At 72.6% G+C, this 13,959-nt stretch carries 12 protein-coding genes; 4 read left to right on the forward strand and 8 right to left on the reverse strand.

Annotation, left to right across the window (positions count from 1 at the left end):
• Window positions 1–752: 752 nt before the first annotated feature.
• Window positions 753–1,121, reverse strand: a complete 369-nt coding sequence (locus tag HG543_RS42560) for a hypothetical protein (protein ID WP_169350670.1) — start codon at window positions 1,119–1,121, stop codon at window positions 753–755.
• A 55-nt stretch (window positions 1,122–1,176) separates the two neighbouring features.
• Window positions 1,177–2,208 carry an SH3 domain-containing protein gene (locus HG543_RS42565; protein ID WP_169350671.1) on the reverse strand — a complete coding sequence of 344 codons (1,032 nt, stop codon included), beginning with the start codon at window positions 2,206–2,208 and terminating at the stop codon, window positions 1,177–1,179.
• A gap of 257 nt (window positions 2,209–2,465) precedes the next feature.
• Here HG543_RS42565 and HG543_RS42570 point away from each other — a divergent pair, with 257 nt between their 5' ends.
• Both HG543_RS42570 and HG543_RS42575 read left to right on the forward strand, forming a co-directional pair.
• Window positions 2,466–3,221 carry a hypothetical protein gene (locus HG543_RS42570; protein WP_171818287.1) on the forward strand — a complete coding sequence of 252 codons (756 nt, stop codon included), beginning with the start codon at window positions 2,466–2,468 and terminating at the stop codon, window positions 3,219–3,221.
• Between the two features lie 36 nt (window positions 3,222–3,257).
• A complete protein-coding gene (locus HG543_RS42575) occupies window positions 3,258–3,965 on the forward strand; it encodes a hypothetical protein (protein ID WP_169350672.1) in 708 nt (235 codons plus the stop codon).
• Between the two features lie 27 nt (window positions 3,966–3,992).
• Here HG543_RS42575 and HG543_RS42580 read toward each other — a convergent pair whose 3' ends face one another.
• The 3 genes from HG543_RS42580 to HG543_RS42590 all read right to left on the reverse strand — a co-directional run bounded on the left by HG543_RS42580 (window position 3,993) and on the right by HG543_RS42590 (window position 7,968).
• Entirely contained in the window at window positions 3,993–6,818 is a 2,826-nt protein-coding gene (locus tag HG543_RS42580; RefSeq protein WP_169350673.1) for a sigma-54-dependent transcriptional regulator, read from the reverse strand.
• A gap of 171 nt (window positions 6,819–6,989) precedes the next feature.
• Complete coding sequence (locus HG543_RS42585; RefSeq protein ID WP_169350674.1) at window positions 6,990–7,373, reverse strand: hypothetical protein; 384 nt, start codon at window positions 7,371–7,373, stop codon at window positions 6,990–6,992.
• 145 nt (window positions 7,374–7,518) lie between these two features.
• Window positions 7,519–7,968 (reverse strand): DoxX family protein, encoded by a 450-nt coding sequence (locus tag HG543_RS42590; protein ID WP_169350675.1) that lies wholly within the window; start codon window positions 7,966–7,968, stop codon window positions 7,519–7,521.
• 96 nt (window positions 7,969–8,064) lie between these two features.
• Here HG543_RS42590 and HG543_RS42595 point away from each other — a divergent pair, with 96 nt between their 5' ends.
• Entirely contained in the window at window positions 8,065–8,973 is a 909-nt protein-coding gene (locus tag HG543_RS42595; protein WP_169350676.1) for a LysR family transcriptional regulator, read from the forward strand.
• Between the two features lie 15 nt (window positions 8,974–8,988).
• On the opposite strand, the gene HG543_RS42600 is transcribed toward HG543_RS42595, so the two are convergent.
• Window positions 8,989–10,065: a dipeptide epimerase gene (locus HG543_RS42600; protein WP_169350677.1), complete on the reverse strand. Its 1,077-nt coding sequence runs from the start codon at window positions 10,063–10,065 to the stop codon at window positions 8,989–8,991.
• Between the two features lie 216 nt (window positions 10,066–10,281).
• Here HG543_RS42600 and HG543_RS42605 point away from each other — a divergent pair, with 216 nt between their 5' ends.
• A complete protein-coding gene (locus HG543_RS42605) occupies window positions 10,282–12,312 on the forward strand; it encodes an ATP-binding protein (RefSeq protein WP_169350678.1) in 2,031 nt (676 codons plus the stop codon).
• Here the strand turns inward: HG543_RS42605 and HG543_RS42610 are convergent, their stop codons facing one another.
• Window positions 12,313–12,999 (reverse strand): suppressor of fused domain protein, encoded by a 687-nt coding sequence (locus HG543_RS42610; RefSeq protein WP_169350679.1) that lies wholly within the window; start codon window positions 12,997–12,999, stop codon window positions 12,313–12,315. It lies immediately after the preceding gene.
• A gap of 105 nt (window positions 13,000–13,104) precedes the next feature.
• Window positions 13,105–13,959, reverse strand: an 855-nt coding sequence (locus HG543_RS42615) for a GNAT family N-acetyltransferase (protein WP_169350680.1), incomplete at its 5' end; no start/stop codon positions are given.

Here is a 13,959-nt window from a genome sequence, read left to right on the forward strand (position 1 = left end):
TCGGCACTCAGGCACGGGAGCTGGTGCGGGAAGTGCTGGCAAATGGTGAGCGCGAGGGAGCGCTGGCACCAGGAAGCGTGCAGGTGGGCGAGGGGCTCATCTGGGGAGCACTGGCGGAGCTGGTGCGGGCGGTGGCGCGGGGGGACGAGCGGGTCGCGCTGGAGAACGTCCGTCCCATGGGGCGGGTGCTCTGGAAGGCGCTGGCGGTGGAGGAGGACTCCGGTGCCGGAGGCGGGCGAACGGCCCCGCCGGAGGGCGCAGGCACCGGAGGCACCGAGGCGGAAGGCGCGGGTACTCTTCCCCTAGAGGGGGCTGGCACCAGAGGCACTGAGGCGGAGGGCGCGGGGAGTCCTTCCCTTGAGGGCCCTGTCACGGAAGACGCCGAAGCGGGAGGCGCGGGTACTCCTCCCCTGGAGCGGGCTGCGACGGGAGGCTCGGAGCCCGGGGACGTGGGCATGTCGCATCCAGGTGCCGCGACGCTGGATGCGTTCGGAACGGAAGCCTCGGGTGCGGGCTGCCTGGAGCATGGGGACTCCGCTTTCGGTCAGGTGCCTGGGGACGCTTCCACTGCCCGCGATTCCGGGACAGCAGCGCTCGGAGCGACGGGAGTGCGTCGAGGTGACGGCTCCTTCCGGTGCGGGACACGCGCTCTGGCGCGGGCGCGTGCTTGCTTCCCCTGCCCCGTGCGCCGCTCCGGGCCGAGCTTCGCCAGGCGGCGTCCTGCTCCGTGCAGTGCCTTGCGGTGTCCTGAATCAGCCGCCCCGGAAGCGCCACAGCCACAGCAGGCCGACGACGAGCGCCACCGCTCCGCCCATCAGCGCCCAGCCGATGATGGAGCAACCGGGCGATGCCTTCGACACGATGGGCAGCTTCTGCGTCTTCAGCTCCTCCACGAGCTGGGCGAGCTGGGCGGCGTCGTAGGACACCGGCTCACCGGCGCGAATCTTCCGGCCGATGGCCTCCAGCTCGCCTCCCGGGTGGAACCGCTCCGTGAGCAGCAGGCTCTTGGCCTGCAAATCACGGTCGGTGCCATGGGCCGCGGGGTCGAGCCCACAGCGGGCGCAGGGGGTGAAGGCACCGACCTTCGACTCGCCACACCGGACGCAGACTGCCAGGGTCATGCGCGCAGCCTACCGCGAACCGGAACGTCCCGGCTGCGCGCATTCCCCTCGGACCTCACGGCGCGAGGCTGCTCAGGTGCTGCCGGATGTGCGCGATGGACGTGTTCATCGCCGACCCATTCGAGGCGAACTTGTACGCCGGGTCCCACGTCTGGGAGCTGCCGTAGCACCAGCCCAGCCCCTGAACGATGCACTGGTCGTAGACAGCGGCGTGCTCGAAGGTGAAGCCGACGCCGTGGTTGCGCAGCAGCCACGACTTGCGCAGCGCCGTGTTCGTCGTGTTGACGATGGTGCCGTGCTCGACGCTGCCCGCCGGGAAGCCCGCGGTGCGCGCGGTGTGGTCCAGAATCTGGGCCACCGTCCACCCCTCGCGCGCATAGAGCCGCCGCGCGACGGCCTCCACGTCCGCCAAGGTGACGTAGTGCACCTGCACCCCGGCCAGTCCCACCTGCCAGGGGCCGCCGTTGTTGTAGCAGACGTCCAGCGGCCAGATGGCCCGGTCACCCGTGGACGTGTTGCACAGGGAGAATGTCAGCGGGCTGGACATGGGGTCGGGACGGTTGCGGCCCAAATCCCAGATGCCCTCCTTCATCGCCCACCAGGAGACGCGCGCCGCCACGTCCAGGCGCTGGTCCCGCGTGCCCTCGAGCCGCGGCACCACCTTCGCCGCCACCCAGCGCAGCCACTTCTCCTGGTCCTTGCTCAGCAGGTACCCGTTCACCCTCAACGTGGGCACCTGGTCCCAGTAGTCGCCGTGGGACCAGCCCACGGTGCCATTCACGTTGAGCCGGTAGAAGCCGCCGCTCGGCGACTCGCTCACCACCGTGGCCTGCTCGCCGATGGAGACGAGCCGGATGGCCGTGTTCGATGTCGAGGGGCCCGTGCGCAGATAGACGTTCTCCACCGCCCGCACGCGCGACCCGGCGAGGATGCCGAACAGCAGGGGGGACTCGGTGGTGCCGACCTCGTCGGCCTCCGGCTCCACCGCCACCTCCTCGGGTGGCATTCCCTCACCACAGGCGAGGGTGAACAGCAGCGCGGAGGACGCGAGCAGCAAACGGTGGAAACGGTGGGGTGACGCGGACATGAAGACCTCCTGAGGGGGAAGACCGCGCCGCGCCCCGCTGCACGGCCCATGCCCCTTCTCCTGCCGAGGGACGGCCCGCGAGCGCTGACCACTTTCCGGTCATTCCATGCGTCAGGTGACCGGTTCCGGCGACGCGCGTGCTTCGCGTCCATCACGCCCGCTCTGAAGGAGGCGCGACGAGACGCGTTCGCGGCACACGCGCTGCAATGCCTCTCCCCGTCTCATTCCCGCAGCGCAACCCCCTCAGGAGAGCTCACATGGTTGGAACCTCCCGCGCACCCCGCCCGCGCTTCTCGCGCTGGCTGCTGGCCGGCTGGATGGCCACCGCCGCGTTCGCCGGCGTCCGCTTCGTGCCCACGGCCCACGCGTCGTACTCGCACAACGGCTGGGACCAGAAGCACATCGCCACCATCCACGACAACAACGGGCCCGCGGGAGGCGGCAGTGGCCCGGGCACGTACGACGAGGAGTACTGCGTCATGTCCGAGACCTCGGCCATGCCCGTCTCCACGATTGGCCCCTTCATCCAGCAGACGCTGACGCAGCTGTCCTTCGACATCGTTTGGGACGGCTCCGCGGACTGGCGGGTGGACCTGTGGCGCGCACCGAAGGCCTGCAACGAGTACTCGACGGCCGACCGGAACAACATCGAGATCGAGTACCGCATCCGGGAGACCTGGGCCTCCGTGTGCGGCGGCGACATCTACGCCTGCGTCACGTCCGTGAGCCCCATCACCGACGCCACCCGCGCGCACCAGCACTACAAGTACATGAACGTGCACCTGAAGCGGGAGCAGTTGGCCGCGCTCGCGACCACGCACCGCGCCCGCAAGTTCATCAACCACGAGACGGGGCACGTGCTGGGCCTGCGCGATCCGGTCTCCGGCGCCGAGTGCATGTACAGCGTCATGACCAATGACCTGTATGCCCACCTGGGCTGCACCGCCACCGTGTGGCACCCCACCACGTCCGACTTCGTGTCCGTCCGCTCCATCGCCAACCGCGCCAACTGAGCCGTGCCCACCCCTTCTGCCATGAGGAATTTCCCCATGAAGCGTTTCCCCCTGCGTGAGCTGCTCCACGTGGCCGCGATGTCCGGCATCGTCTTCGCGGCGGTCCACTGCGGCGGCGAGGCACCCGCCAACATCCCGGAAGGCGACGTCCACTTCGACGACAAGAGCGCGCTGCTGACCACGAACCGCGATGCGCTGCGGCTGTGCGTCCGCGAGGCTCCCGGCCTGCGCGGCGGCGGCCGTGTCACCGAGCGGCTCGACGCGAGCCTGAAGGCCCTCGACGCCCACCCCGACTGGGCCGCGGCGCGCTTCGGCGCGAAGACGCCGACGGTGGAAGCCGGCTGCCCGGGGCCCGCGCTCCCGCTGGCGCGAATCGAGCCCAAGGAGTCCATCGTGGGCCCGGGCCCCACGACGAAGCCCGGCCGCTTCCGCACCTTCATCCACGTGCTCGACGAGAAGACGGCGGACGTGGTGCTCGGCGAGCGCAAGGCGGAGCGCGCCGTCGCGGAGTTCCTGCGCGTCGATGACCACATCCTCGCCGAGGTCACCACCGCGCTCGTCGTGCGCGAGTCCTACCTGGACGACCCGGAGTTCGCCTCGCGCTGGCTGTCGCAGGCCGTGGGGCTCCAGCCCATGAGCGCGGGGTTCCAGCGCCTGGAGGACGGCGAGGTGCCCGGCGTGCTCGGTGACTTCGTGGAGAAGCCCGTCACCGACACGTCCGCCCTGCGCGGTGGCGTGAAGTAGCCGTGGGTGCTCCGGCCTGGGAGTGGCTCATGCGCGGCGCGCGCGGGCCCGCCGGGCCGGGGCGGGAGGCGCGTCCTGCTCCCTGCCGGACATGCGGCGCAGCTCCGCGTTGCCCAGCACCACCTGGGTGAGGCGCGAGCGGGAGATGCGCAGCGCGGCGGCGGTGGCCACGACGTTGCCGCCGTTCTCCACCAGGCTCTGCGCGATGCACTGGCGCTGCACCTCCGCCAGGAAGTCGCGCAGCGAGCCGCCGTGCTGGCGGAAGAGGGCGGACACGTCCGTCATGCCCGCCAGGGCGGGCCGGGGCTCCGCGCACTCCAGGGCCCGCTGCAGCAGCGGCGCGAGCACCGCCGCGCCGATGGCGCGCGTGTCCGACAGCACGTCCGCCGCGCGCACGGTGTTGTGCAGCTCGCGCACGTTGCCGGGCCACGGGTGGGCGCGCAGCAGGCGCTCGGCCTCGGGGGAGAAGGACTTCGGCGGGCCACCGCGCTCCTGGGCGGCCTCCTGGAGGAAGTGCGTGGCCAGGAGCAGCACGTCCTCGCCGCGCTCGCGCAGGGGAGGCAGCTCCACGTGGATGCCGTTGAGGCGGAAGAAGAGGTCCTGCCGGAACTCCCCCGCGCGCACGGCCTTGGCCAGGTTGCGGTTGGACGCGGCGACGACGCGCACGTCCACGCGCACCTCCTCGGTGCCGCCCACCCGCTGGAAGGCGCGCTCCTGCAACGCGCGAAGCAGGGCCGCCTGTCCGCGCGGGCTGATGTCCGCGACCTCGTCCAGGAAGAGGGTGCCTCCGTGGGCCTGCTCGAAGCGTCCCCGCTGACGGGCCACGGCGCCGGTGAAGGAGCCACGCTCGTGGCCGAAGAGGTCGGACAGGAGCAGCTCGTCGTTGATGGCGGCGCAGTTGACGGCCACGAAGGGGCCGGCGGCGCGGCGGGACACATCATGGATGGCGCGCGCGGCCAGCTCCTTGCCCACGCCCGTCTCACCGAACAGCAGCACGCTGGTGTCCGAGGAGGCCACCCGGCGCAGCTGCGCCATGGCCGCGCGGAAGGCCGCCGAGCCCCCTCGCAGGTAGGCGGGCGCGGAGACCTCCTCCGCCGGCGCCTCGCCCAGCAGCGCGAGGAGCTGGGGCCGGTCATACACGCGGCGGAAGCGGGCGCGGGCCTCGGGGGACAGCGGCTCGGTGAGGCGGCGCCACTCGGCGAGCGCGGCTTGACGGGCGCTCAGGCGCTGCGCGTCCGTGCCTCCGTCTTCCGCGAGCTGGAGGGTGAGCACCTGGGCCCGCAGGGCGAGGTCCTGCGCGCGCAGGCGGTCGGGGCGGGCACTCGCGCGGCGCAGCGCCCGGCGTGCCCGCGAGGCGTCTCCGTTGGCGAGGGCCACTCGCGCGTCCAGGAGGTGCAGGCGCGCGGGCTGGGTGGCGCCCTCGCGCAGGTAGAGGCCCTGGGCCAGTGCGTCCAGCACCCGCGCAGCCTCTCTCGCGCGCCCCAGGGCGAGCAGTGCCTCCACGCGCAGCCAACCGATGGGCGCCGCGTCGAGCGGGCCGAGGCCGTCCAGCGTCGCCAGCGCGGCCTCCCACTCTCCGCGCGCGCACTGGAGGTGGGCACGGCCCAGGCCGATGGACAGGCGGCCCTCGGGCGTGTCGGCCGCGAGCGCGACGAGGGCGGCCAGCTTGCGCTCCGCCTCCGCCGTGTCCCCGAGGAAGCAGTCGGTGGCGATGGCCTGCGGGTACGCGCGGAGCTGCTGGAAGGGGATGTCCAGGCCCGGCAGCGCGCGGGTGAGGGCGGCCTGGGCCTCCAGGTGGCGGCCCTCGCGCGAGTAGGCGTGCCCGAGGCCCAGCAGCGCCACGGACTCGAAGGGCACCTCGCCGCACAGCAACTCCAGGGCGGCGAGCCCGAGCTGGATGGCGGCGGTGTTCTGCTCCGCGCGGCGCGCGAGCGTGGCGAAGGCCACCTTGGCCAGCCCCACCATGTCGCCCAGCCCGGCGGCGCGCGCCTGTGTCTCCACCGAGGTGAAGAGCCGGCGCGCGAGCTTCTCGTCGCCAGCGTCCATGGCCACGCGCCCCTCCAGCACCGTCAGCATCAGCCGCGAATAGGTGCTCTCGGGGGTGGCGTCGTCCAGGGCCTCGCGGGCCTCTCGCGCGAAGGCGACGCCCTCCTCGCGCCGGCCCGCGTCCAGCAGGAACTGGAAGTGCGTGGGCGCGAGGAAGCCGTGCGCTCCCGCCACGCGCCCCGTGAGTCCCTTCGGGCCGAGCGCCCAGGCCACCAGCGCGTGGCCGGACTCCGGGTGGCCCATGCGCACGAGCACGTGCGCGGTCGTCGCCAGCAGCGCGCTCGCCCAGCGGGCCTGCGCGCCCCAGGGCTCGAAGTCCCAGGGGGTGGGCCGTGTGCGCGCGGAAGGGGCGTCCAGCGCGTGGCGCAGGCCCTCCACCATGGACGCCGCGCGCCCCGTCGCGGACTCCAGGCGGCGGCGTCCCTCGCCGAGCGGGTCCGCCGCCAGCATCAGCAGCAGGGCCTCGTCCGGCGCGGAGGCCAGGGGGGCCAGTCGTGCGCAGGTGGCCCGCACCTCGGGCACCTCCAGCAGGTTCACCGCCATGTCGAGCGTGGCGGACCCCGCGGGCGCGAGCGTGCCGCCGGGCAGCTTCCGGCACAGGCCCGCGTCGCAGGCGAGGTGGGCACCGTCGAGGAGCGCGTCACCGAGCGCGTCGGCCAGCACGCTCAGGGACAACGGCTGGGGCGCGGCGCAGGCGGCCAGCACGGCCAGCCGGCGCCGGCGCGCGGGCTCGCGTCGCTCGGGATGGAGGAGGGAGGCTGGAGTGTCGTCGGGAGAAACGGGCACGAGCAGGAAGCCTGGGGCCATCCCGGAGGGAGCATCAAGGCCCCGCCCTTCTATTGACACAGCAGTAGCGGAATGGTGCAGCGCGGAGCTTGGATGGCGAGGTGCGTCGCGCGGGGACGTGTCGCCGGGCGAACGGTCGGGACGCTCCGCGGGCCCGCGAGGCTCCGTGTGGCCGTGGCCGTGCGGGAGCGCCTATTCCGCTTCGGTGCGCTCCTCGCGGCGACGGAGGAACGCGCGCACGCCCACGAGCAGCACGGGAAGCAGCGCGCCGACTCCGAGCGCTCCCAGGTGTCGACCCACCGGGGCTCCGGCCCAGGCTTCGCCCAGCGTCCACCCCAGCCACACGCCGCCCCCGGCGAGCAGGGCGAAGAGGCACCCGATGCCCTCGTCTCCCTGGGACGCCACCCTCCCCAGGCCCACGCCCGCCGCGAGCGCCAGCGCCGCTCCCATCGCGGTGGGGACCGGTCCCGCGTCCATCAGGGCCAGCACGTTGGGCAGCGACAGCGCCACCCAGGACATGACGAACAACGTGCGCCCGCGCATTCCGTGACCGCCGAAGCGCGTTGGCTCACTCATGGGCGCGGGCCTCGTGCCCGGGACGTCGGTGGATGCGCACCCGGGAAGCGTAGGTGATTTCACGGCCTGCCGCCGAAGGGGGAGTCCGCGCGGGCACGGTGGTGCATCACGCGGATGCGGAGCGACAGCGGGAACCCACCGCGACTCAGCGCGCCGGCACCGCCTGCCGCGGCACGGACGTCTCACTGGCCGAAGCCGTCGGCTCCACGCGAGCGCGCAGCATGGGCGCGAACGCCGCGCGGTAGCTCCACGCGAGGTACAGGCTGAGCACGATGAACGTGATGGGCAGCGGGTACGACGGCGCCAGCGCGAAGTGGAACCCCGCGATGTTGATGATGATGGGGGCCAGCAGCGTCAGCGCGAGCGGCACGAACCGGTTGGTCAGCAGCGCGAGCCCGGCGACGACCTCGATGCCCTTGACCATGGGCATGATGTAGCCGCTGGCCCCGAGCCCCGTGACGAAGGGCAGGGCCTCCGGGGGAGGCGGCGGCTGCGGCGGCAGGAACGGGATGAAGTGACTGAGGCCGATGACGAAGAACGGCAGACCGAGCACCACGCGAGCGACGCGTGGGCCCCACTTGGCGAAGACAGACATGTAAGTGCTCCGGGGAAGGTTGCTGAAACCAAGCTAACGGCCTGCCCATGGCGGCACTAGTCAGTCCTCGGGCAACGTATTATTGCTTCCAGGGCAATGGACCTGAACCGCGTCGCCACCTTCATCCGCGTCGTCGAGGCCGGCTCCTTCACGGCCGCGGCGACGCGCCTCCAGCTCCCCACGTCGTCCGTCAGCCGCAGCGTCGCGAAGCTCGAGCAGGAGCTTGGCCTCGTGCTGTTGGAGCGCACGACGCGGCGCATCTCCCTCACCGACGCCGGCCGCGCCTACTACGAGCGCGCCCGCGAGGCCGTCGCCGGCCTGGACGAGGCCACGGCGCTGGCGGGCGAGGCCGCGCGCGAGCCGAGCGGCGTCGTGCACGTCGCCGCGCCTCCCGAGCTGGTGGGCAAGCTCGCCGTCACGCTCGGGGAGTTCGTCCGGCTCTACCCGAAGATTCACGTCGACGTGATGACGACGGCGCGCGGCGCGGAGCTCGTTGGCGCCGAGGTCGACATCGCCATCGTGCACGGCCAGCTCGCGGACTCGGAGCACATGGTCCGCAAGCTGGGCACGAGCGAGCACCGGCTGTTCGCCGCGGCCTCCTACCTGGAGCGGCGCGGGCGCCCCCGCACCGTCGCGGACCTGGCGCGCCATGATGCGGTGCTGTACCGCGGCACCGCCGGGCAGGCGACGTGGGAGCTCGTCGGGCCGCGCGGTCCCGAGACGGTCAAGGTCCAGGGGCCGCTCAGTGGCGACAACATCGAGTTCGTCCTCGACGCGGTCGCCGGTGGCCACGGCATCGGGCTCTTGCCCGAGTTCTGCATGTGGCCGGGTGCCACGCCGGGCGTGCCCCTGGAGCCCGTCCTGCCGAAGTACACCTCGGCCCGGGCGCTGCGCTCGCTCGTGCACTCGTCCCGGCACCTGCCGAAGCGGGTCGCGCTGCTGCGCGACTTCCTCTCCACCCACCTGGTGTCCTGCTGCGTGAAGCCGGGCATGAGGCCCTCGTGACGCCGTGCCTCGGCTTCAGGCCAGCGTGACGCCGTGGCCCGGCGCGTCCGGGTCGAAGTCGAGCCGCGCGCCGTCGTAGCGGGCGCCGCCCTGGAAGGGGTGGCTCGCGATGAACAGCGGCGTGTCCAGGTCCGCGTACGTGAAGCCGCCCAGGCCCGCGGCCAGGTGCGCGGAGGCGCTCATCGCCAGCACGCTCTCCACCATGCCGCCCACCATCAGCTCCAGGCCCGCCGCCCGCGCGAGGCTCCACATCGTCAGCGCCTCCACCACGCCGCACTTCATCGTCTTGATGTTGATGCCGTGCGCGGCGTTCTCCTTGATGAGCCGCAGCACGTCCTTCGCCGAGCGCGCCGACTCGTCCGCGCACACCGGCACCTTCGAGCGCCGCGACACCTCCGCCATGCCCGCGAGGTCCGTGGCCTTCACCGGCTGCTCGAAGAGGGAGAGCGGCACGTCCGCCCGCTCCAGCTCCTTCAGGAAGGCCAGCGCCTCCGCGACGTCATAGCCGCCGTTGGCGTCCGCGAAGAGCCGCGCCCGCGGGGCCACCTCGTGGATGGCCACCATCCGCGCCGCGTCCTGGTCCGGCGTCAGCGCCCCCACCTTCACCTTCAGCGTGGAGATGCCCCGCGCGAGGATGGCCTTCGCGGACTCGCGCGCGTGCGCCACGTCTCCCGCCGTCACCGTCATGTCGATTTCGAGCGTCGTGCCCGCGCCGCCCAGCAGCACGTACAGCGGCACGCGGTGGTGCCGGGCCAGCGCGTCCAGCATCGCCATCTCCACTCCGGCCCGCGCGGAGGGCGCCAGCGCCAGCGAGTCTCCCAGCCACTCCGAGAGCGGACGCCACGCGCGCACGTCCTTGCCCATCAGCCCCGCGCGTACCGACTCCAGCGCGGCGAGGGTGCCGTGCTGCGTCTCGCCGCTGACGGCGGTGAAGGGCGCCGCCTCGCCCAGGCCCACGGTGCCGTCCGCCAGCGTCAGGCGCACCAGCACGTTCTCCGCGGCGTGCTGCGCGCCGGTGGCGATGGCGAAGGGCTCGGTGAGGGGCAGGTGCAGCGGCTCGAACGCGAGGGCGGTGATGAGGGTGGGCGTCATGTCGGTGGCCGCACCCTAGTCCGCTCTCCGGGAAGTGGGGACACCCCGCACGCACGTTGTGGCCGGGTGTCCCACGCACCTGACAGGTCATGCCCGGGGTTCCCGCCGCACCCCTGGCTTGAGAAAGGTGTCCGTTCGTGGCGACATAGGGGCACTCCGGCTGATTCCGGACGCGGCCCCTTTCCGTGCGCCGCGCAGGTCAGGAGTGGGCGGCGTATGTCGGAGACGGATACATCCCCCCAGTCGAGGCTCGCGGCTCCCGGCGCGGACGTGCTGCTGACGACGCTGGAGGAAGTGGAGCGCCAGCAGCCCGAGGGCTGCATGGTGCTGCGCGCCGTGCGCGAAGCGAATGGCGCCATCACCGACTTCGAGTGGGTGTGGGCCAACCCCGCCGCGGCGCGCACGCTGGGCCGCACTCCCGAGGGCCTGCGCGGCCGGCGGCTGAAGGAGGTCTCCGCGGAGAAGGGCCTGGGCGGCCGCGTGGGCGTGCTGCGGCAGGTGGTGGAGACGGGGCGTCCCACGGCGGACAACTTCGCGGAAGGGGACGCGTGGCTGCAGGGCACGGCGGTGCCGCTGCGCGACGGGGTGCTCGTGCGCCTGCGCGACGTCACCAGCGCGCTGCGCGTGGAGGAGGGCGTCCGCGACACGCTGGACTGGGTGCGCGACGTGCTGGAGGGCACCCCGGACGCCTTCATGACGCTGGACGTGGAGTGGCGCGTCACCTACGTCAACCACCAGGCCATCGCCATCAGCGGGCGCCCGCAGGAGAAGCTCTTCCGCCGCGTGCTGTGGGAGGCGTGCCCGGAGCTGCAGGGCACCCTCATGGAGCGCGAGATGCGCCGCGTGGCCTCCGAGGGCGTGGCCTCCACGTTCGAGATTCGCACCTCCCAGGCCCGCTGGCACGAGGTGCACGCCTGGTGCAGCAACGGCAACCTGTCCGTCTTCGCCAGCGACATCACCGACAAGAAGCGCGCCGAGGCCGAGCGCGACGTGCTGCTGGAGCGCGAGCACTCCGGCCGCCTGGAGGCGGAGGCCCTGGTGGCCGAGCGCACCCAGGAGCTGGTGGCCGCGCGCGAGCGGCTGGTGCAGTCGGAGAAGCTGGCCATGGCCGGGCAGCTCGCGGCGGGCGTGGGTCACGAAATCAACAACCCGCTGTCCTATGTCACCGGCAACCTCCAGTTCGCGCTGGAGCAGCTGGAGCACCTCGCGGCCCACCCCGGTGACGGCGAGGCGCTGCGCGAGGCGCTGGAGGCCCTGCGCGAGGCCCGCGAGGGCGCCGAGCGCATCCGCGTCACCGTGAGGGACTTGCAGACGTTCGCCCGCGCGGACGAGCCGCACCTCACCCCCGTGGACGTGCACGCGGCGCTGGAGTTCGGCCTGTCCATGGCCATGCCCCACCTGCGCTACCGCGCGCAGGTGGAGCGGCACTACGGCGGCGTGCCCACCGTCATGGCGCACGAGGCGAAGCTGGGGCAGGTGTTCCTCCAGCTGCTCGTCAACGCCGCGTTCGCCATTCCGGAGGGAGACGCCGCGCGCCACCGCGTCGTCCTCTCCACGCGGACGGAGGGGCCGTGGGTGGTGGTGGAGGTGACGGACTCCGGCCACGGCATGACGCCGGAGGTGCTGGAGCGCGCCTTCGAGCCGTTCTTCACCACCCGCGCCGTGGGCGAGGGCACCGGGCTGGGACTGTCCACCGCGCTGGGGCTGGTGCGCAGCATGCGCGGCGAGCTGACGGCGACGAGCACGCCCGGCGGGGGCAGCACCTTCCGCGTGCGGCTGCCCACCACGGACGCCGCCGCGCTGCCCGCCTCGCCCGAGGCGGTGGAGGACTCGGCCACGCGCAAGCGGGTGCTGGTGGTGGACGACGAGCCGCAGCTCACCTCGGTGCTGCGCCGCGTGCTGGGCCGCCGCCACGAGGTGGTGAGCGTGCACAGCGGGCGCGAGGCGCTGGAGTTGCTGGCGCGCGACGACGCCTTCGACCTCGTCTTCTGCGACCTGATGATGGGGGATTTGACGGGCATGGACGTGCACGACGCGCTGGCCCGGTGTCAGCCGGAGCTGCTGTCGCGCTTCGTCTTCATGACGGGCGGCGGCTTCACCGAGCGCGCTCGCGCCTTCCTCCAGTCCGTGCCGCTGCCGCGCATCGAGAAGCCCTTCGAGCCGGGCACCCTGCGCGCGCTGGTGGAGGGAGCGCCTCCGCGCGCCGGGGCGGTGAGGCCACCGGCGCGCGAGGCGGAAGGGGAGTGACTACAGCTTCACTTCCTCGCGGTCCGGGTGGGTGATGTAGCCGGTGCCGGCCGCGACGAGCTTCGCCATCAGCTTGTCCATGCCGTTGGAGCGGGCGAAGGCCATCTCGTTCTTCGTGGCCCCCACCAGGGTGAGCAGCTGCACCTTGCCGCTGGGGAGCACGAAGTGGTCCGGGCGGGACGGGTCCCTCACGAAGAGGAAGCCGGCCAGCTTGGAGTCGCCGCCGTCCAGCGAGCCCTCCACCGGGTAGCGGTGGCCCATGGCGAAGGCGCGCATGCACACGAGGTTGTAGGCCATCATGTCCAGCAGCCGGAACACGGGCCACTTGGCCTCCTCCGGCGTGTGGATGACCATCTCGTAGCCGAGGCCGCTGGGCGCGTCGTCGGGGAACTCCTCACCGGGCGTCACCGTGAAGGGGTTGGACAGGCCGCTGGTGACATAGGTCCAGTACGGGTAGTCCGGGCTCGGCGGGGCCACGCGCACGCCCATGGGCCCCCAGTTCGGGTCCGGCTCCTGCACCTGCGCCAGCTCACTCTCCATCCACGCCTGGATGGCGTCCGTCTGGTCGAGCGTGAAGACGCCTTCGTCGATGGCGCCGAACATCTTGGGGTACTCGACCTCGTCGCGGTCCGCCCAGCAGTCTTCGTACCACTGGATGAAGTCTTCGTCCGTCTCCGGGGCTTTCATAACGGGGACACTCTACGGGCTCGCCCCTGTTTCACAACTTCCCAAAGCAGCCGAAGCCCTTCGGGCGGACAGTCCGGTGCCCTCCCGTGGCCCCGGAGGGCGGTTTCAGGTGCCGGTGGCCCCCCCGGCGGTGGGGCTGCCGGCCAGGGGCCAGGGCTTGAGGCCGCAGATGCGCTCGGCCTCCTCCACCGCGGGGGCGAGCCGCGAGTGCTCCCGGCGCAGGAAGCTCCGGATGGCGCCGTCGAGGGTGGGGTTGAAGATGAGGTGGGCGCTGTGCACGGCGGTGGGCTCGAAGCCGCGGGACACCTTGTGCTCGCCGCCGGCCCCGGGCTCGAACACCTTGCGGCCGGCGCGGATGCAGTCCTCCACGGAGTGGTAGAGGCAGACGTGGAAGTGGAGGAAGGGGTGCTCCTCGAAGGCGCCCCAGTAGCGGCCGTAGAGGCGCTCCGGGGTGGCGAGGTTGAAGGCACCGGCGATGACGCGCGGGCCCTTCACGGCCTCCACCATCTCCACGCTGTCCGGCAGCGTACGGAAGACGCGGGCGAAGAAGTCGGGGGTGAGCTGGATTTGCCCCCAGGCGTGGCGCTCGCAGGTGGAGGTGTAGAAGCCGTAGGCGCGCTGGGCGTGGGCGGGGGTGAGCTCGGCGCCGCGCACGGTGCGCAGGGAGATGCCCTGGGTGGCGGCGGCGCCGCGCTCGCGCTTGAGCTGGTTGCGGCGCTTGGAGTCGAAGCGGGCCAGGTAGTCGTCGTAGTTGCGGTAGCCGGGGTTCTTCCAGTGGAACTGGAGGGTGATGCGGCGGGCGAGCCCCTGGGCCTCGAGGAAGTCGGCCTCGTCGTCGGTGGGGTAGAGGACGTGGACGGAGGAGCAGCCGGACTCGCGGGCGCTCTCGGCGGCGGCGGAGAGGAGGGCGCGGCGCAGGGTGGGGACGTCCTCTCCGGCGGCGATGAGGAAGCGGGGGAC

It is taken from the genome of Pyxidicoccus fallax, from assembly GCF_012933655.1.
In the GTDB taxonomy this organism is placed as follows: Bacteria; Myxococcota; Myxococcia; order Myxococcales; family Myxococcaceae; genus Myxococcus; species Myxococcus fallax.